19 protein-coding genes, 3 pseudogenes and 1 riboswitch are annotated in these 20,531 nt (G+C 28.3%); of the genes and pseudogenes, 18 read left to right on the top strand and 4 right to left on the bottom strand.

The window, feature by feature from the left end; translation table 11 throughout:
• Window positions 1–198: 198 nt before the first annotated feature.
• From A500_RS21915 to A500_RS12150, 13 genes and pseudogenes are all read left to right on the top strand, one after another.
• Window positions 199–276 (top strand): annotated as a pseudogene (locus A500_RS21915) (hypothetical protein); the annotation flags it as partial.
• Between the two features lie 6 nt (window positions 277–282).
• Window positions 283–669, top strand: coding sequence for a B12-binding domain-containing protein (locus A500_RS21350; protein WP_016207897.1), 387 nt, complete (start codon window positions 283–285; stop codon window positions 667–669).
• Window positions 666–1,034: a cobalamin B12-binding domain-containing protein gene (locus A500_RS21345; protein ID WP_016207896.1), complete on the top strand. Its 369-nt coding sequence runs from the start codon at window positions 666–668 to the stop codon at window positions 1,032–1,034. Before A500_RS21350 ends, A500_RS21345 begins: the two co-directional genes overlap by 4 nt.
• A gap of 91 nt (window positions 1,035–1,125) precedes the next feature.
• The gene (locus A500_RS12195; protein ID WP_016207895.1) at window positions 1,126–1,797 is read left to right on the top strand and encodes a response regulator transcription factor; all 672 of its coding nucleotides are present in this window, start codon (window positions 1,126–1,128) and stop codon (window positions 1,795–1,797) included.
• A 1-nt stretch (window position 1,798) separates the two neighbouring features.
• Window positions 1,799–2,812, top strand: coding sequence for a sensor histidine kinase (locus A500_RS12190; RefSeq protein WP_016207894.1), 1,014 nt, complete (start codon window positions 1,799–1,801; stop codon window positions 2,810–2,812).
• A gap of 870 nt (window positions 2,813–3,682) precedes the next feature.
• Complete coding sequence (locus A500_RS12180; RefSeq protein ID WP_016207892.1) at window positions 3,683–4,807, top strand: RNA-guided endonuclease InsQ/TnpB family protein; 1,125 nt, start codon at window positions 3,683–3,685, stop codon at window positions 4,805–4,807.
• Window positions 4,808–4,991: 184 nt separating this feature from the next.
• A complete protein-coding gene (locus A500_RS12175; protein WP_016207891.1) occupies window positions 4,992–5,759 on the top strand; it encodes an ABC transporter ATP-binding protein in 768 nt (255 codons plus the stop codon).
• Entirely contained in the window at window positions 5,752–7,725 is a 1,974-nt protein-coding gene (locus A500_RS12170; RefSeq protein WP_016207890.1) for an ABC transporter permease, read from the top strand. Before A500_RS12175 ends, A500_RS12170 begins: the two co-directional genes overlap by 8 nt.
• A gap of 228 nt (window positions 7,726–7,953) precedes the next feature.
• On the top strand, window positions 7,954–8,091 hold the full coding sequence (locus tag A500_RS20785; protein WP_198010584.1) for a hypothetical protein: 138 nt from the start codon (window positions 7,954–7,956) through the stop codon (window positions 8,089–8,091).
• Between the two features lie 110 nt (window positions 8,092–8,201).
• Window positions 8,202–8,543: a hypothetical protein gene (locus A500_RS12165; RefSeq protein ID WP_016207889.1), complete on the top strand. Its 342-nt coding sequence runs from the start codon at window positions 8,202–8,204 to the stop codon at window positions 8,541–8,543.
• 372 nt (window positions 8,544–8,915) lie between these two features.
• The gene (locus A500_RS12160) at window positions 8,916–9,473 is read left to right on the top strand and encodes a hypothetical protein (RefSeq protein ID WP_016207888.1); all 558 of its coding nucleotides are present in this window, start codon (window positions 8,916–8,918) and stop codon (window positions 9,471–9,473) included.
• A 238-nt stretch (window positions 9,474–9,711) separates the two neighbouring features.
• Window positions 9,712–10,050: an ArsR/SmtB family transcription factor gene (locus tag A500_RS12155; protein ID WP_016207887.1), complete on the top strand. Its 339-nt coding sequence runs from the start codon at window positions 9,712–9,714 to the stop codon at window positions 10,048–10,050.
• A 13-nt stretch (window positions 10,051–10,063) separates the two neighbouring features.
• Window positions 10,064–11,062, top strand: coding sequence for an NADP-dependent oxidoreductase (locus tag A500_RS12150; RefSeq protein ID WP_016207886.1), 999 nt, complete (start codon window positions 10,064–10,066; stop codon window positions 11,060–11,062).
• A 213-nt stretch (window positions 11,063–11,275) separates the two neighbouring features.
• Here the strand turns inward: A500_RS12150 and A500_RS12145 are convergent, their stop codons facing one another.
• Both A500_RS12145 and A500_RS12140 read right to left on the bottom strand, forming a co-directional pair.
• Window positions 11,276–11,794, bottom strand: a complete 519-nt coding sequence (locus tag A500_RS12145; protein WP_016207885.1) for a GNAT family N-acetyltransferase — start codon at window positions 11,792–11,794, stop codon at window positions 11,276–11,278.
• Window positions 11,795–11,980: 186 nt separating this feature from the next.
• Complete coding sequence (locus tag A500_RS12140) at window positions 11,981–12,709, bottom strand: GAP family protein (protein WP_016207884.1); 729 nt, start codon at window positions 12,707–12,709, stop codon at window positions 11,981–11,983.
• Between the two features lie 65 nt (window positions 12,710–12,774).
• Window positions 12,775–12,879, bottom strand: a riboswitch (guanidine-I (ykkC/yxkD leader).
• A 259-nt stretch (window positions 12,880–13,138) separates the two neighbouring features.
• On the opposite strand from A500_RS12140, the pseudogene A500_RS12135 reads away from it, so the two are divergent.
• From A500_RS12135 to A500_RS12115, 5 genes and pseudogenes are all read left to right on the top strand, one after another.
• A pseudogene (locus A500_RS12135) lies at window positions 13,139–15,375 on the top strand (ATP-binding cassette domain-containing protein).
• A gap of 116 nt (window positions 15,376–15,491) precedes the next feature.
• A complete protein-coding gene (locus A500_RS12130) occupies window positions 15,492–15,968 on the top strand; it encodes a flavodoxin (RefSeq protein ID WP_016207883.1) in 477 nt (158 codons plus the stop codon).
• A gap of 23 nt (window positions 15,969–15,991) precedes the next feature.
• Window positions 15,992–16,357 (top strand): hypothetical protein, encoded by a 366-nt coding sequence (locus A500_RS12125; protein ID WP_016207882.1) that lies wholly within the window; start codon window positions 15,992–15,994, stop codon window positions 16,355–16,357.
• 316 nt (window positions 16,358–16,673) lie between these two features.
• A complete protein-coding gene (locus A500_RS12120) occupies window positions 16,674–17,837 on the top strand; it encodes a 5-bromo-4-chloroindolyl phosphate hydrolysis family protein (RefSeq protein WP_016207881.1) in 1,164 nt (387 codons plus the stop codon).
• 22 nt (window positions 17,838–17,859) lie between these two features.
• Window positions 17,860–19,002: a toxic anion resistance protein gene (locus A500_RS12115; protein ID WP_016207880.1), complete on the top strand. Its 1,143-nt coding sequence runs from the start codon at window positions 17,860–17,862 to the stop codon at window positions 19,000–19,002.
• 93 nt (window positions 19,003–19,095) lie between these two features.
• On the opposite strand, the pseudogene A500_RS12110 reads toward A500_RS12115, so the two are convergent.
• Together A500_RS12110 and A500_RS12105 are read right to left on the bottom strand one after the other, a co-directional pair.
• A pseudogene (locus A500_RS12110) lies at window positions 19,096–19,754 on the bottom strand (elongation factor G-binding protein).
• 222 nt (window positions 19,755–19,976) lie between these two features.
• The gene (locus A500_RS12105; protein WP_016207879.1) at window positions 19,977–20,255 is read right to left on the bottom strand and encodes a CD3324 family protein; all 279 of its coding nucleotides are present in this window, start codon (window positions 20,253–20,255) and stop codon (window positions 19,977–19,979) included.
• Window positions 20,256–20,531: the final 276 nt, after the last annotated feature.

Here is a 20,531-nt window from a genome sequence, read left to right as displayed (position 1 = left end):
TTCAAATTTGGATAATGATTATTAGTTAAATATTGATATTATTATATATCACAATATGAATTAAAGCAATGACAAATACAAAAAATACTTATAAAATACACGAAATGTGATATAATTAATTAATGATATAAAAGAAAAGGAGTATAGTATGAATAACGGGTTTGCAAATCGTATGAAAGAACTTAGAAAGAATAAGGGATACACGCAAAAAAACTTGCAAGTTTACTTAATATAGGGCAGACTACTGTAGCTAATTACGAGCAAGGAACTAGAGTTCCAGATATGGAAAAGCTTAATAAGATAGCTGACTTATTTGAGGTTACTCTGGATTATCTTTTAGGAAGATCAGAGGAAATAGCTCGTTCTACGAAAGATGCTAAAAGTAAGGGTATAGATTTAAAAACTGCTGATAAAGTCTATTTAAATTATCTTTTACAAGGAGATAGTGAAAATGCAAGAAAACTTATAGTAGGTTTTCATGAAGATGGTGTGAATATAGAATATATATTTTTTAATATATTAGATAAGGTCTTGAAGGAAGTTGGTGTTTTGTGGGAGAAGGGTACAGTAGATGTATGGAAGGAACACTTTATATCAGAGGTTACAATTGATATTATGAGAGAAATAAAATTTAGGGAGAAGAAAAAAATATTAAATCAAAATCAATGATAGCCTTAAATGCAGGTGCAGAGCTTCATAATATTGGGTTAAGAATGATAAGTGATATATTGGACATTGAAGGCTGGAATGTAATTTACTTAGGATGTAATGTTCCAGTACAGAGTGTTGTTAAGGCAATAAATATTGAAAAACCTAAATTTATTGCTATTTCTATTACACTAGAATATCACATAGACTCTGCAATATATATGATAAGTGCTATAAAAAATCATTTCGGTAAAAATTCACCTATAATAATATTAGGAGGTTCAGCCTTCTCAAATTATGCGAAGGTATGTGAGAAAACAGGCGCGGACTATTATGCTAGGGATATTGATGATATCAGAGATATATTGAAAAAGAATAAACTTTAACATAAATAAATACAAGAAATTAATGTATAAAAGTAGTTATGATATAATTAGGTTGTTATTTGGATTAAAAAGGAATTGAGGAGATAAGTAAATGTATAAAATTCTTATAGTAGAAGATGATTTAATAATTTCTAAAGCTTTAAAAAATCATATAAAATCATGGGGATATGAAGTAGACTGTGTGACCGATTTTAAAGATGTACTTTCTATTTTTGCCTCCTATAATCCACAGCTTATTCTTCTGGATATTACCTTGCCCTTTTTCAATGGCTATCATTGGTGCAATGAGATTCGAAAAGTTTCAAAAGTTCCTATTATATTTATATCATCAGCTTCGGATAATATGAATATAGTTATGGCTATGAATATGGGGGGAGACGATTTCATTGCAAAACCCTTTGATCTTAATGTCCTAACAGCTAAGGTGCAGGCTTTACTTAGGCGAACTTATGATTTTACAGGACAGACTAATCTACTTGAGCATAGAGGAGCAATACTTAATATGAGCGATTCTTCCTTAACCTATAATGGGAATAAAGCTGAGTTATCAAAAAATGAAAATAAAATATTACAAACACTTATGGAGAATAAAGGAAAAATTGTATCTAGAGATATTATTATGACAAGATTATGGGAGACAGACAGTTATATTGATGATAATACATTAACTGTTAATATAACAAGATTACGCAAAAGGCTACAGGAGATAGGGTTATACGATTTTATCGTAACTAAAAAGGGTATAGGATATTTGGTGGAATGATATGAAAAAGACAGAGATTTTTAAGATTATAACTTTTTATATTAAGGCTAGACTTAAGGGCGTTATTTTTTTGATTTTGAGTTGTCTAACTTTTGTAATTGTATTTTCTTTATATAATCTTCCAGTAGAACCTGTAGCCTATGCTAGTATTCTTTGCATAAGTATAGGGTTCCTTTTTCTTATAGTAGATTTTTTTTATTTCTACAAGAAACATAAGCTGCTTCAAGAGTTAAAGGATAATATTATTTTAAATTTTGATAATCTTCCTGAGGCTAAAGATTTGATTGAAAAAGACTATTATGATTTGCTTACTATAACTTACAAGCAAAATCTTCAAACAGCTTATAATGCAGATATAAGTCGGAGCGATTTAGTAGATTACTATACTTTATGGGCTCATCAAATAAAGACACCTATTTCAGCTATGCATTTGATTCTTCAGTCGGAAGAAAGTGATTTAAGTTCAGAACTTTCTATGGAATTGTTTAAGGTTGAGCAATATGTAGAATTTGTATTACAGTACCTAAGACTTGAAAGCATGTCTTCTGATCTCGTATTAAGAAAGCAAAGTCTTGATAAGATTGTAAAACAGGCCGTACGGAAATATTCCAGAATGTTTATAAGAAAGAAGATAAAATTAAATTTTAAGGAGCTGAACTGTGATATATTAACAGATGAAAAATGGTTAGTATTCGTTATTGAGCAACTGTTATCAAATGCATTAAAGTACACGAAAGATGGGACTATTTCAATATACATGGATAGGATTTCCAAAATGACTCTTGTTATAGAAGATACAGGAATTGGAATAAGAGCGGAAGATCTATCACGTATATTTGAAAGAGGATTTACAGGATATAACGGAAGGTGGGATAAAAAATCTACAGGCCTTGGGTTATATCTATGTAAGCAGATTTTAAATAAGCTTTCTCACAGTATAACTATAGAATCAAGGGTTGATGAAGGGACAAAAGTAAAAATTAATTTAGAAACTATTGAGTTAGGAATAGAATAAGCTTTAATTTCAATCTTACAAAGGTGTAAGGTTATAGGAAGAAATGTAAGCCAAAGTTAAGGCAGGCATTTCTTCCTTTTGCTATACTGAACATAATAAGAAGTTTGGAGGTAACTTAACAGTTACAAAAACGTTATAAGAGTTTATAAAACCTTATAATGACTTTATAACATTAGCCTCCCACATTCATAAAGAGTGTGGAGTGATAGTTTAAAACTATCCAAAATCCTTTGAATTGCTGGAAGTTCCTAAAGCTAACTAAACCACAACGTAAGTTTGAAATAAAGCTAAGCGTGATGGTTACGAAAGTAGAAAAAATTAGTTAGATAGCATAAGGTTAAATCCTAAGTGTTAGTACAATGGATAATCAGCAGGTAAGCTCCGAACAGGAGAAACTTCAACGACTATCCCATAATGGGAGTACATCACAAGCTATTGGTGGTGGAAGTAGAGGATACCCAACCTATACTATATGTATAACGGGTAGTGATATAGTCTACGCTCGTATCCGAAAGGTCGAGGTCATTAACGTGAGTGAAATGGCATTATAGAAGTAGCGTTCTGTAGTAAATAAACATAAACTTTAAAAAAGTTCTTTGAAAACTTTATATAACTTTATAAAAAATAACGCTCTATTTTTCAGGGCGCTAGATACAAATTTCTTAAGAATAGTAATTATAAATCTCAAAATATTAATTTATTCTTCTTAATATAATTAAAAAAATTTTATGTTTAGTTAGTTCAAAATTGTTGTAATATCTATTAAAGCTTTTCATCTTCAATAATTTTTATATTTTACTTAGTACCATAAAAAGTACTTAAAATGGAAAAACTAAGTATATAAAATATAAAGTTAAAGGAGGTGAACTCTTGGTAAAAGCAAGAAAAATAAGATTATTACCAACAAAAGAACAAGAAATATTAATGTTTAAATCAATAGGTTGTAGTAGATTTACTTATAATTGGGCTTTGAATAAATGTATTTTAGCTTATGAACAAGGTGAAAAATATTCAATGTCAAGCATAAGAAAAGAATTTACAAAACTAAAAAAAGAAGAAGATTTTAAATGGCTAAATGAAGTTTCAAATACAACAATGGTTGAAAGTATGAGAAATTTAAATAAAGCATTCAAGTCTTTCTTTAAAAATAAAAGTTGTTATCCTAAATTTAAAACAAAGAGAAAATCTAGTAAATCTTTTTATGTTAGATATGATCATCTTTATTTTAAAGGTGATATTTGTAACATAGAAAAGATAGGAAAAGTAAGATTCAAAACAAATTATAAAATACCTAGTTGTAACTATAGTAACCCTTATTGCAGCTTTGACGGGAAGTACTGGTATTTAAGTTTTACTTTTGAGGACAACGAAAACCAAGTTGAACTTAATGAAGATTTATCTATTGGAATTGATTTGGGAATAAAGGATTTAGCAACTATAAATGTGCTAGATAAACCTATTAAAAACATTAATAAAACTAAACGAGTAAAAAAATTAAAGAAAAGATTAAGAAGATTGCAAAGACAAGTATCAAGAAAATATGAAGCAAATAAGGAAGGAAATAAATTTGTTAAAACTAATAATATTATAAAATTAGAAAAACAAATTAAATTGCTTTACAGAAAATTATCTAATATAAGAAAGAATCACATTCATCAAGCTACAAATAAAATAATAAAAATGTACCCATTTAGAATAGTAATGGAAAATTTAAATGTAAGTGGAATGATGAAAAATAAACATTTATCTAAAGCAATAGCAGAGCAAGGCTTTTATGAATTTATAAGACAAATAAAATATAAATGTGAATTTAATAAGATAAAATTTATTCAAGTAGATAAGTTTTATCCTAGCTCAAAAACTTGTAGCTGTTGTGGAAGTGTAAAGAAAGATTTAAAATTAAAGGATAGAGTTTATAGATGTGAAAAATGTGGTTTAGAAATAGATAGAGATAAAAATGCTTCAATTAATCTTGGTAATTATGGGTTAGCATAGGTGAATTTTGAGAAATTACTAATCTTAGTAGGATGCGTTGTATCCGAATTTAAGCCTTTTGAGAACTACACCAAACTAGAGTAGATTTTTAAATTAAAATAGAGTTTGATGAAAAAGGAATTAAAATAAAATTTATAAGGTTATATAAAGCTTTTATAGAGTTTATGCAACGGTTGAATGATTTATGTCAATATTAGAAGTAAAAAAACTTAAAAAAATATATACCAGCCGTTTTGGAGCAAACCATGTTCAGGCCTTAGCAGATGTATCCTTTTCAGTGGAAAAAGGTGAATATGTAGCTATCATGGGGGAATCTGGATCAGGTAAGACAACACTGTTAAATATTATTGCAGCTCTTGACAAGCCAACAAGTGGAGAAGTAGTGCTTAATGGAATAAGCAGTATTAACATTAAAGAAAAAGAGATTTCTAAGTTCCGACGTGATAATTTAGGATTTGTATTTCAAGACTTTAATCTTCTTGATACTTTTTCACTACAAGATAATATATTTTTACCTCTTGTTTTATCCGGAAAGGCTTTTAATGAAATGAATAGTCGTTTAAAACCTATAGCTAAAAAGCTTGGTATAGATGAAATATTACACAAGTATCCTTATGAAGTATCTGGAGGACAAAAGCAAAGGGCTGCTGTTGCAAGAGCTCTAATAACTAATCCGCAACTTATTCTTGCAGATGAGCCTACAGGAGCGTTAGATTCTCATTCTAGCGATGAGCTTTTACGTTTATTTAATGATATAAATAAAGAAGAACAAACTATAATAATGGTTACTCATAGTACTAAAGCAGCCAGCCATGCAAGTCGTGTACTTTTTATAAAGGATGGAGAAGTTTTCCACCAACTGTATAGAGCATCCATGTCTCAAGAGGAAATGTATCAAAAAATTTCTGATACACTTACTATAATTGCTACAGGCGGTGCAAAAAATGAGTAATATGTTCTATCAAAAGCTGGCAGCTACTAATATTAAAAAGAATGGGAAGACTTATTTCCCATATATTTTAACTTGTATATCTTCCATTGCTATGTTTTATATAATGCATTTTATATCAGTAAATGATGGTTTAGACGTTATGTCTGGGGGAAGAGAACTTAAAATTATACTAAACTTAGGAACTTATGTTATTGGTTTATTCTCTATTATTTTTCTTTTTTATACTAACAGCTTTCTTATTAAGAGACGTAAAAAAGAGCTTGGTTTATATAATATACTAGGTATGGAGAAAAGGCATATTGCTAAAGTACTATTTTGGGAAATATTTTTTGTAACTCTTATAAGTATGGTACTAGGACTTCTTTTAGGAATTGGAGTAAGCAAGCTTATCTTTTTGGTGCTTCTTAAGATTTTACATTTTAAGGTGCCTATGGGCTTTTTTATTTCAACTAAGTCTTTAATTATAACAGCTGCTTTATTTGGTTTTATTTTTGTATTAACACTTTTAAATAATCTAAGACAAATTTATCTTGCAAAACCTGTTGAGCTTCTTAAGGGTGGTCAGGTTGGAGAAAAAGAGCCAAGAACAAGGTGGGTTCTTACATTGATTGGACTTACTAGCCTTGGCTCAGGATATTATATTGCAGTAACAACAGAAGCACCTTTAGCTGCACTTAATAGGTTCTTCCTGGCAGTAATTCTTGTTATGATAGGAACTTGGGCACTATTTACTGCAGGAAGTATAGCGCTTTTAAAAATGCTTAGAAAGAATAAGAAATTTTATTACAAGACTAATCATTTCATAAATGTATCTGGTATGATTTATAGAATGAAACAAAATGCAATAGGACTTGCTAATATTTGTATTCTTTCAACAACAGTTTTAGTAATGATATCTACTACAGTATCATTATATATTGGTATGGAAGATGTCCTTAGAACAAGATATCCAAGAGATATTTCAATAAGTGCAGAAAATGTATCGAAAGAACAGGCAGAAGAGCTTAATTCTATGATAAAAGAACAGGCGGAAAAGAATGGTACGGCTATGGAAGATATAGTTAAATACCGATCATTTTCTTTAGCTATGATACAAGATAAGAATTATTTTACAGATGATTCTAATGATTTGGATGCAAATAATTTATGCTTTTTAGAGCTTATACCATTAAGTGAATATAATGACTTGGAAAATAAGTCTATAACTTTAAATGAAAATGAAGTACTTCTTTTTACTTATAGAGGAGGAATAGCTGAAGACAGCCTTAATATCTTAGATAATGAGTTTAAAATAAAGGAACGTATAAATAATATGACAGTGGATGGAATTGCATCTGCAATAGTTGCTAATGGTTACTTTGTTGTAGTACCTGATGAGAAAACAATTGAAGAAGTATATGATTCCAGTACTCGAGCTGATGGAGATATGGGAGAGTTATCTTATTATTTTGCATTTGATACTGATGATAATGCAGAAAAGGAAATTACTTTAACTAATGAAATTAATAATAAAATACAAGAATTATCTGTTAATGGTAGTTGTGAAGGGGTAGAGGAGTCTAGAGAATCTTTCTTTTCTCTATACGGTGGACTTTTCTTCCTAGGTATATTCCTTGGAGTACTATTTATTATGGCCACAGTACTTATTATCTACTACAAACAAATTTCAGAAGGCTATGATGACAAAGAGCGTTTTGAAATTATGAAAAAGGTTGGAATGAGTAAAGAAGAAATAAAAAAATCAATTAGCAGTCAAGTGCTTATGGTATTTTTCATGCCTCTTTTAACCGCTATTATTCATATTGCCTTTGCTTTTAAGGTTATAGTGAAGCTTTTAGCAGTATTAAATCTTACTAATGTTACATTGTTTGCATTTTGCACAGCAGGAACAATTTTTGTATTTGCTATTTTCTATGCCATTGTGTATGTTCTTACTTCAAAAGTTTACTACAAAATTGTTAGTTGATCTAATTATATAATCACCACTAAAGACCAACTAAAAAAAGTCAAATAAAATATTAAAAAGTATTTATATTAAAGTTTTGCATAACGAATAGATCATTTGAAAATACGAACAATTATAAAAATTGTAAAAAAGGCTGTATGTTTAAAGAATATCCTACAATGAATTTGAGGACCTCTTTGAGCATATAGCTTTTAATTTTTTATTACGGAAAATACATATCTAACAATCTTGTGCATTAATGCATCTATTGTTATGGTGGTTAATTATCTAATTTTAGGAATTGTTGTTAGTGATGGTGATGGATATTCACTTAAAAGATCTAGTGATGTTTTAAGTATTAATAAACCGATTACACGATTTACATGAATAGAAATTTATTTTGTATTTATAATATAATTATGATACAATTTACAATAAATTCAATATAAAGGAAAATTTATATTGAATTTATTACACATTTATGAAGGATGGGGATTATGGATAGAAAAAAAAGTGATATTATTGAGATTATGTTAATTATAGGTTTATGTTTTGCTAATATAGTTGAGAGTAATAAAATATATCTTTTTAACAGTTTATTAATTATTTCTTATGTTATTTATTTTAGATTAGTTAAACCAATTTTAGTTAGAAATAAGTTTAAAAATGAAATATTAACTGTTAAGCAATATGGAATAATGTTAAATTATATTATTATTTTGGTAATAATTCTAATTTTGGGATCAAGATTATTAATAAATGTTAGGACTAATGGAGCCTTAGAGTTTGAACAAATATCATTTAATAAATTTTCTAGTATGATATTTTTGGGACAATAGTTAGCATAAGTATATTTTTACTGGTTAGTTATTTAATTAATATTAGAAATAAAGCTAATATTTACAAAGAAGGTTTTTTATTAAGAGATGCTAAACTAATTGCTTGGACGAATATTAAAAATGTAAGAAGAAGTAGTTCGGGAAATATAATTAAATATAAAATTTTTACTAAAAATAAAATTGATAACTTTAATATTAAATTAGATATTAATGAAAATGATAAATTTATAGAATTACTTTTAGAGCATAAAATTAAGGTGAATTAAATAATGGTCAAATAATTATTAATAAAAATCTTTATACAATGGAAATTATAGGATATAATACATAATATGTAATAAATACAATATTATGTTAAGGGGGACTGAGGTTATGAAAAAATATACAAACAGTTTAGTTTTGGGGTTAATTATGACATTACTAGCTACAACTATTACACCAGGTAAAGTAGCTAATGCAAAAACAAGGAGTTTAAAAGAACCAGTTACAATTACTTATACAGATGAAGAAAATTTACAAAAATATGGATTTCCACCAAGTAGTGAAACATCAGAATCAGGGATTGGAATATTTGCCTTGCCAAATGATAATCCAGATTCAAAATTAATTGTTGCGCCAGTCTATAGAACTTATACTAATCAAGAATTGAGAGTTGTAGCTGATATATTTACATCTTATATAGTAAGTAAAATACCAACAGCAATTACTAAGAATGTTCTATTTAATTACTATATCAGTAAGTTAACTAAAATTTCACAAAGTATACCAGTAACTTATGTTGGATCATGGGTATATGAAACACATGATTATAATAGACAGTTACATATTAGATATGCAACTGTAGTTCATTATTCAGATGCAACGTATTCAAAGCCAATAAGTGTTGAACTGATACAAGTTGATTACTATTCAATAGATTATCATAAATAAAATACTCCAATTATAATAGAGTTAATTTTAAATTTATTAATACAAGGGGCTGTCGTATAGGCGGCCCAATTAAGAATTAATAATTAAAAATAATTTATTTTTGAAAACTCCTAAGGGAGTTTTTTTATTAAATTTTCATTCGTCTCGATTTTCTTTCCCAATGTTGAAGTTGAAAAAGACATAAGCTATACTCATATTAGTTTAAATGTTTAAACCTATTATGTTAAGGAGAATTCAAATGAATAATAATGATAGATTTAATATTCTTAAATCAGATTTCAAATCATGTACTCAAGTATTGACTGCTATTGGTGATGAAACACGTCAATTGATAGTAATTGTACTCATTGGTTCAGGCTGCAGTGGAATGAGAGTTGGAGAAATTACATCTCAAACTCACTTATCCAGACCAGCAGTATCTCATCATCTGAAAATTTTAAAGGATGCAGGAATTGTTGATGTTCGCAAGGTGGCAACAATGAATTATTATTATCTTGAGCCATCAAGCAAGCTTATGAATTTAAAAAAACTGATTAATAATATAGAAGAATTAATAAATGATCATGGGAAGGAGTAAGGGGGATAGTATTATGAAAGCGATGATTATAGAAAAGTATGGAAAAGTATCGTTAAAATTAGCTGATATGCCAGTACCGGATATTGGAAAGAAGGATGTTTTAGTAGAAATAGTTGCAGCAAGTATTAATCCTGTTGATTTTAAAATAAGAGATGGCAAGGTACGGATGCTGCTAAAATATAAAATGCCACTTATTTTAGGCAATGACTTTTCTGGTATTGTTAAACAGGTAGGAAAAGATGTAACAAAGTTTAAAGTTGGAGATCAAATATATGGTCGAGCTATGAAGGATAGAATTGGTAGTTTCGCTGAATATATCTCAATAGATGAAAATGCCATAGCAATTAAGCCTAAAAACCTATCCTTTGAGGAAGCTGCATCGATTCCATTAGTTGGACTTACTTCCTATCAAGCCTTACATGATATATTAAAGATGTCTCCCGGACAAAAAGTGTTAATTCAAGCTGGAGCCGGAGGTGTTGGAAACTTTGCCATTCAGCTTGCTAAAACAATGGGTGTTTACGTAGCAACTACAGCAAGCAAAGCTGGATACGAACTCGTCAAGTCACTTGGTGCAGATCAAATTATTGATTATAAAAGTGAATCCTTTGAGGAGGTTCTAAAGGATTATGATGGGGTATTTGATACAATTGGCGGAGAAACATTGGAGAAAGCATTTAATATGCTAAAACCAGGAGGGCAGGTTGTTTCTGTTTCAGGGCTGCCAAATGCACGTTTTGGAAAAGAGTATGGTTCAGGTTTTCTTAAAACTAATTTATTTAGGCTGCTTACTCTTAAAATATCGAAGTTGGAAAAACAACATAATGCCACATACACCTTTTTGTTTATGAAACCAAGTGGAGAGCAGTTAAAAATAATTACTGAGTTAATTGAACTTGAAAAAATTAGACCTGTCATTGATAGAGTATTTCCTTTTGAGGAAGCACAAAAGGCTTTAGAATATTCTGAAGCTGGGAGGGCAAAAGGAAAAGTTATATTAAAAATAAAATAAATAAAAAAGAAGATACTACAAATGATGCAAATTTTTAGGGGCTGTCGTATAGACAGCCCAATTAAGAATTAATGATTAAAAATGAATAATTATTGATGTAATTTGTTTTTGAAAACTCCTAAGGGGGTTTTTCATTAATTTTTCAGTGTGCGACAGCACCCTTAAAGCATCTTATAAGAATATTAAGACTTAGTTTATTTATTATAAACAAACTTATAACATTAATTTCATTAAATTATCTGTCTGTTCATCTTCACCCAATTTGAAAATATGTGTATCAAATTTTTCAAATCCTTGCTTTTCATAAAATTTTATTGCATTAATATTGTTTTCCCATACACCTAACCAAATATAATTTAGGCTATTGTTTTTTCCAATTTCTATAGCTTTTTGTATTAATTTTTTACCAATGTGCTTACTTTTATATTCTTGTAATACATAAATTCTTTGAACTTCTAATGTATTATCATGTCCTGTTTCTGTTTGAGCTTTGTCAAAATTAACTTTCATATATGCAACTACTTCTTCATTAGTTTCAACTATGTAAAATTTTGAGCCATTATTTTTAATTTCACCTTCTAACTTCTCATAAGAAAAGTTTTCTTTTAGATAATTTTCCATATCTTCTTTCGTGTTTTCACCAGAAAATGTTTCATAGAATGTCTTTTCACTTATATATTTAACTTTTTCTATATCCTTTAAGCTACATTCTTTAATTGATAAATTGTTCATAATTTATTCCTCCTAAAATTTATTTTTTATTAATTTTATAATGAAATATAATTTTGTTATTATATCATTTAATTAATTACAATATTGTATAGAAGCATAAATATTGCAGAATTCAATATTTATGCTTAATAAGAAATTCTGTAATAGTTGGTAATACTATATATTTTGCTAAAAATCTAAATATAATTAGTTCAAAAGATTAATTATTGAGTTATATATGAGGAAGCTGCCTATTCCCCCAACAACTAATGGAGTAAGTATATTGGAATACTTGCTCATTTTTTCTTTTATTAGAGTATAGAATTTATCTACCTTGTCTTGGCACTTAGCATATAAGATATATAATAAAATTAATGGTGAAGAATATATAAAGTTATATAATAACATTATTAAAACTACTGTTATAACTGGCAGTTTATAATTGAGTATAATTGTTAAAAATGCAAAGTATGGCAAAGCAGTAGTAAGTTCGCAAATTGTTGCCACAGAACCTATAATAAATAATGATACAGGATTGAGAGATTTAAATCTTATTAATGTATCATTTTCTTCTGATGGTTGTACGACATCTCCTTTTAAAGTTGAGATTTTATTTTCAAGAAATTTTATTTTTTTATTCATTATTATATAACTTACAGCAATAAACATTGCTATTCCAAGTATTAATTCAGTTGTATAAATTAATTGAAAATACTTACCTAGAATAATATCCATATAATTTTTTAGAATTGATGCTAGTCCGAAGTATACCAACATACCACCAATAAAATTTACTATTGCTGTAGCTGAAATAAAATACCAAATATGATGCTTTTTCTTTACAAGGCCTTGAAGTACAAACTGTTGTGTAATTGCTACAGGATTTAAGCTATCTATAGCACTTGTAGTAATTGTTGCAATTAATAATGATAACATTTTATCACATTCCTTTCATATAGATTTAATAAAAATAAAAAAAGCCCAAAGAGATACTAAAAAATATCTCCCAGGCTTTTATCCTTCCGTGAACATAGTATAAACTATGCGTTTTATCTCGGACCAAACCAGTTATTATCTTAAACTGTGGAACCCTATAAAACTTTGAACTATTAAATTTACTTCGTATAAAAATATTATCAAAACATATATGCTTAGTCAATAGTGTCTTTGTTTTATAATAAAAAAGTCTACACTACCCACCAGAGTTTTAATTATATGTTACAATTAATTGATGCAATCAAGGCTTTAAACAGGAGATAATTAATGAAAAGTTACACAACAGCTCAAATAGCTAAAATTATTAATGTTCATCCTAATACAGTTATATATATAGAAACGATAATTTAAAAGTAATGGAGGGATAAAATGGCTGATGAATTTATTTATTTAAAAGGATGTAGAGAAAATAATCTAAAGAATGTATCTTTAGAAATACCTAAAAGAAAAATAACAATTTTTACAGGGGTTTCTGGGTCAGGGAAATCCTCAATTGTTTTTGAAACAGTTGCTAAGGAAGCGCAACGCCAATTAAATGAGACATTTAGTGCGTTTATAAGAAATTTCTTACCTAAGTATGGGGATGTAAAAGCTGACCACATTGAAAATCTTTCCACACCAATTATTATTGATCAAAGCAGACTTGGTGGTAATTCAAGATCAACTTTAGGTACTATTACAGATATAAATTCATATCTTAGAGCTTTATATTCGAGATTTGGAAGTACATATATTGGAAAGGCAAATATGTTTTCATTTAATGATATAAATGGAATGTGCCAGAGTGTGAAGGCCTTGGGAAAAAGTTAGTTCCTAATATGTATGAAATAGTTGATACAACTAAATCCTTAAATGAAGGAGCAATATTACTTTCTGGGTTTGGGATTGGGTCTTGGCATTGGAAGCTGTTTACTGAATCCGGATTCTTTGATAATGATAAAAAGATATGTGACTATTCAGAAGATGAATTACAAAAATTTTTATATGGAGAAGCAGAGAAGATAAAAATAGATGAAGTAGGAACAATGAATTTAACATATGAAGGCTTAATAGTTAAATTTAATAGACTTTACTTAAAGAAAGAAGGAGAAATTTCTGAAGCTGCTAAAAAGAAATTAAGTAAGTTACTTATAGAGGGGGAATGTCCTCTGTGCAAAGGAAAAAGACTTCATGAAAGAGTATATAGTTGCTTAATTAATGGATATAATATTGCAGATTTAACTAGTATGCAAATTGATACCTTGGTTAAAGTGATTGCAGAAATTAAGGAACCAGAGGCAGAACCTTTAGTTAAGGGGATTAGTGAAAAGTTAAGTAATATCATTGATATAGGTCTTGGATATTTAACTTTAGATAGAGAAACATCATCATTGTCAGGTGGAGAATCTCAACGTATTAAAATGGTAAAACACCTTAATAGTAATCTTATAGATTTGATGTATATATTTGATGAACCAAGTATAGGTCTTCATCCAAGGGATGTTTATAAGTTAAATAACCTTTTAAGAAAATTACGTGATAAAGGAAATACCGTAATTGTCGTTGAACATGATCCTGATGTTATTAAAATTGCAGATCATATTATTGATGTTGGACCATTAGCAGGAACTAATGGGGGAGAAATAGTATATGAAGGAAGTTATGAAAACTTACTTACTTCGGGGACTTTAACAGGTAATGCCTTAAATAAGTCACTTGATATCAAGGAAAATGTAAGATTACATAATGGATATTTAAAAGCTATTAATTGTAAGAAAAATAACTTGAAGAATATATCTGTCAACATACCAAAAGAAGTACTAACTGTAGTAACAGGAGTTGCAGGTTCAGGGAAAAGTACATTAATTAAACAAGAGTTTTTAAAGCAAAATAAAGAAGCTGTATTAATAGATCAAAGTCCTGTAGGAGCAAATTCAAGATCGAGTTTAGCAACTTATAGTGGAATTATGGATAATATAAGAAAGGCTTTTGCAAAAGAAAATGGTGTTAATGTATCATTATTTAGTGCAAACTCAGAAGGTGCTTGTGAAAATTGTAAGGGGAGTGGAGTAATAGAAACAAATCTTGCCTTTATGGAAAATATTAAGAGTACTTGTGATGTTTGTGATGGTAAGAAGTTTAAAAAAGAAGTTTTAGAGTATAAATTGCAAGGTAAAAATATTATTGAAGTTCTTGATATGACTGTAACAGAAGCTATAAAATTATTTAATATAAAAGCAATTAAAACAAAGCTACAATCTATTGAGGATATGGGAATTGGATATATAACTTTAGGTCAAACTTTAGATACACTATCAGGTGGTGAATGCCAAAGATTAAAGCTAGCAAGTGAATTACATAAAGAAAGTTCAGTATATATAATGGATGAACCTACCACAGGTCTTCATATGGCTGATGTTGAAAAGTTTGTAAATATAGTTGAAAATATTGTGGATAATGGAAATACAGTTATTATTATTGAACATAACATAGACGTAATTAAAAGAGCGGATTGGATTATAGATCTTGGACCAGATGGAGGAACTAAAGGGGGAGAAATAATATTTGAAGGAACTCCTCTAGAACTAAGAGAATGTAAAAAATCATTAACTGCTAAATATTTATAATTGTATTACTTAAATTTTTCTTTGAATTTAGGATTGACTATGACCTTACGTCATAGTGTAGAATGTGATAAAGAAGAGTAATATAAATTGGAGTTTCACGAAGGGAGATAACATAAATGAGTAATACACTTATTGTTTATTATTCGCTTTTCCAAAATACAAAGAATTTAGCGTTAGAAATATCAAAGCATACTGGTGGCATTATAAGAGAACTAATTCCAGATAAGAAGTATTCTTTTGACTATAATACAGCATGTAAAGAAGTTAGAAGCGAAATTTCACGGGGTTTTTGCCCTAAGTTAATATCTGGGAATGAGCCGATAGATGATTATAAAACAATATTTATAGGTACACCTAATTGGTTTAAAAAAGCAGCACCTCCAGTTACGAGTTTCCTTAAACAACATAACTTTGAAGGGAAAACAATAATTCCTTTTTGCACTCATGGGGGTGGAGGATTTGGCCAAATTGAAAATGATATAGCAAGAGAATGTACGGAGGCCATAATTCTACCGGGTATTGATATAAATGGTAACACTACATCTGAAGAAATTTTAAATTGGCTTGAAGCAATTGGATATGAATTAGAATAAATTTAAATTTGAGGTGAAATACTATGGGCAAATATACGATAGAAGAACTGGAAGAAGCGCTACGAGTTGTTTCCTCAACTATAAGTAAGTGTGAAAAAGCACAACAAAAGTTTACGGAAGGAACTTCTCAGCATACACTCTTAAAAAACAGAATAAAGGCAATGTATATTTCAAAATCGTTTATAGGAAATGAAAATAATATGAACAAATATACAAAAGAAGAATTGCTTGAAGCTCTACGCCCTGTATCATCAATTATAAGCAAATGTGAAAAAGCACAACAAAAATTTGCAGAGGGAACATCCCATAATACACGTCTTAAAAACATTATAAAAGCAATGTATATTTCAAATGCATTGATAACAGCTGAAATTACTAAAAGAGGTTAACTTGTGTTTTATGGCAACATTATAATCAAAGTTTGAAGTATGACCAACCGCCAATATATTTGCTAGTAGGCTAATAGGATTGAATCTTGTAAACATACAGGATCAATCCTTTTTTTGATATGAAAGTAAAATAAAAATAAGAATTGATTTGTTATAAATTGTAATGAATATAAGAATAAGATATAATTAATCTAAATGATGGTTCAATTAATGATCTACATTAGTACTATATTATAGAAATGCAGATTAATAATATTATTTAAAAAGAATGGTAAATTTGAAAGCATATATAAGTAAATAATCTGGAGGCATGGCTATGGATAAGAAGGAATTTTCTGACTTAGAAGATCAAATTATGAATACTGTAAAAAGTGCACTTAATGCAATAGATTTTGCTACACTAAAAAGGGATTTTACAAACAAAGCCGATGACACCATGAGTAAAGTGAAGAGTAAGATTAAGGAATATAATGAAAAGGTGGAAAGTAAATATACTGAAATAGATAAAAGTGCTAAAAATAAAATATCATTATATATTGATAAAAGGCCAACGGGAACTGTGTCAGGAATACTTTATATAGTGATTGGTTCTATGGTAAGTGTACCATTAGGAGTTTTATTAATTATATATATGTTATGGACTTCGCTTATAAGCGGATTTTTAGTAAGCAGTACTATTGGACTAGGAATTTTAGTAGCTTTTTTTGTAGGAAGCATTGGGTTAATTTTTCGAGGTGTAAATTTAAGAAAAAGAGTAAGACGCTTTAAGAGATATGTGAGATATCTTGATAATAAAGGATATTGTTTAATTGAAGACTTAGCCAATACAGTTAGAATGAAAAATAAGTTTGTTATAAAAGACTTAAAAAGAATGATTGAATTAGGTATGTTTAAGGAAGCACATATTGATGAAGAAAAGACTTATTTAATGATAAATGATGATGTCTATAAAGACTATTTAAATTTAAAAGCTCAGGAAGCTAATAGAGATAAGCAAAGAGAAGAGCAAGAAGTTAGAGAAGAAAAATTCAATTCAGAAGGTGAAGAGTTAAGAGCTGTAATTCAGAAAGGGAAAAATTACACTGAAGAGATAGAAGTTGTAAAAAATAAAATTAATAATAGAGAATTTATATTGAAATTAGATAAATTACGAAATATTGTAATTCAGATACTAAATTATATAGAGAAAAATCCTAAGAAGATACAAGAAGTTAATAAGTTTATAAATCATTATCTTCCTATTACAATAAAATTAGTTAATTCATATAAGGAGCTAAATGAGCAACAAGTTCAGGGAGAGAATATTAAAACTGCAAAAAATGAAATTGAAAAGAGTATTGATGTTATAAATATAGCCTTTGAAAAGTTGTTAGATGACTTATTTGAAGATGTTGCTTTAGATATTTCTACAGATATTTCTGTTTTAAAAACACTATTTACTCAAGAAGGTTTAACAGATAAATCTGATTTTAAAAAGTGATGAAAAGTGGGAGGATTTTATAATGAAGGATGAATTTAAGGAGAATATTGATATACAGCCAGAATTAACTTTTGATACTTTTCAGGAGGTGGTTCCTGCAATTAAAGCAGAAGAAGAGAAAGTAGAAGATATAATTAATGATGCTAATTTAACTGAAGAAGAAAAAAGGATGGTAAATCAATTTGTAGATAAGATTGAGATAAAAAATTCAAATTCAATTCTACAATATGGAGTGGGTGCACAAAAGAAAATTGCTGATTTTTCAGAATCAGCATTAAATAATGTAAGAACAAAAGACTTAGGTGAAATTGGAGATATGCTTTCAAATGTAGTGCATGAGTTAAAGAATTTTGATGAGTCAGAAGAAAAGAAGGGTATATTAGGCTTATTTAAAAAAGGGAAAAATAAGATTTCTCAAATGAAAGCTAAATATGAAAAAGTGGAAGATAATATAAATAAAATGTGTTCTACCCTTGAAAGTCATCAAATACAGCTTTTAAAAGATGTTGCTATGCTTGATAAAATGTATGAAATAAATAAAGTTTATTTTAAAGAGCTTTCAATGTATATTTTGGCTGGAAAAAAGAAGCTTAAGAAGTTAGAAAATGAAGAACTTAAAAAGCTTCAAGAGAATGCAATAAGAAGTGGTTTGCCACAGGATGCTCAGGAAGTAAATGATTTTATTTCTCTTTGTCATCGATTTGAAAAGAAAATTCATGATTTAGAACTTACTAAAATGATATCTCTTCAAATGGCTCCCCAAATTCGATTAATCCAAAATAATGATTCTCTAATGGCTGAAAAAATACAATCTACAATTGTAAATACAATTCCACTTTGGAAAAATCAAATGATATTATCCCTTGGAGTTGCTCATTCTAGTAATGCTGCAAGGGTACAAAATCAAGTTACCAATATGACTAATGAACTTTTACGTAAGAATGCGGAAATATTAAAAACCTCAACAATAGAAACTGCTAAGGAATCTGAGCGTGGAATAGTAGATATTGAAACCCTAAAAATAACAAATGAATCTCTAATTTCAACTCTGGATGAGATTCTTAGAATACAAAATGAAGGGCGTCAAAAGCGTAAGGATGCTGAATTAGAATTAGTTAATATTGAGGAACAATTGAAGAATAAGCTTTTAGATTTTAAAAGATAATATAAATAATATATCTTGAAGATGGGCCTTACTATTTTAATAGTAAGGCCTTAAATATTAAGGCAAAACTTTACTAAAATTATAGAGTAATTATTATTTTATATTATTGACATCTTTTAAGAGTTTTTCAAGTTTCTCTATTGATACAATTCTATCATTACAAGTTTTGCTGTCTAAGCAGATATTAAAGCCAAGTGATTTATATCCACCTTCTTTAGAATTATTAGTTTTACAAATAGGTGAAACTGACGCTATTTCATCAGCTTTCCCCACACGATTGCAGAGTACACATATATGAGCATTGTGAAAGTCTGGATTTGAAATTCTACATGCCATACCAACAAGATTATTATTCATATTATAAGCTATAAATAATTTCTTTATGGAGTCATCAACCCACCCTAGGTAAACATTTTTTGATTCTTGAGCATCTTGGCTTGGAAATTTAAATTTTTTTCCTTTTTAAATAATCTATTAATTTGAGCGTTTGTAATAACGGGCATTCCATAAACATATTCATTTAAATCATCTAAATATCTATCTATATGATGTGATTTAGTTATTTTACTAATATCAAGTAAATCTTTTTCTTGTTCAGATAAATCACCAAAAATATTTAATATTTTATCTTGAATATATATTTTAGTAGCTTCAATGATATTAATGTCTACGCATCCAGTAAAAGCATTATTTAAATCTTTTAAACACTTTTTTATATAATTAAATTCATGTTTTTTTATAAAGGTATTCATAAAGTTCTCTCCTATCTTAAATAATTTATAAAATAAAAAGATGATTATTATTACTTCAACTGAAGTTAACAATAATCATCTTAATTTAAAAGCATCATATATTCACAATCATTTCCTTTGAATTTTGTTTTAAATTATAAGTAATAACTTCCATTGATTCTACAATGAAAGAATAACATAGTTTCAAATAAGTATTCAATCTAATAAATAATTCTGTAACAATTATGAGCCTGTATGTCTTTCTTGACTTATTATTCTTCTTATACTTTTTTCTGATAGATAGTACTCCTTAGTTAACTCATTAATAGTAGATCCATTAATATACTTTTTATAAATCTCATTATTTCTTATCTTAAGACTATGTCTTATACCACTTTTTTCTCCCCAGGATTTATGATTGTCATCTTTCCTAGGGACATAAAGATACTTTCCATCAATATATTCCTGTATTATTTTAATAATTTCCTCTGGTAACACATCTTGTGCCTTTGCATATTTCATTTCTTTACTCCCTCACTTTTATTAAAGTATTAAAGCAAAGAATACAAAAAGCTATGCGTTATAGAGCCTAAATGATTTATGCACTTCAGCTAATTTAACAGCTTAGGCTCCAAACAAAGTATAGCTGACTTTGTATAGTCTTTGCAGGAGCAAGCTGATTTATAGCTGAATGTATTACAGACTTTCATAAAAACACCCCCAATACATTATAATTACTATTATTATAACATGATGAATATATATAAATACAATATATTATTTACTATTTTCACAAGT

This window comes from Clostridium sartagoforme AAU1, from assembly GCF_000401215.1.
Lineage (GTDB): Bacteria > Bacillota > Clostridia > Clostridiales > Clostridiaceae > Clostridium > Clostridium sartagoforme.
This window is presented reverse-complemented; position numbering and strand designations above follow the sequence as displayed.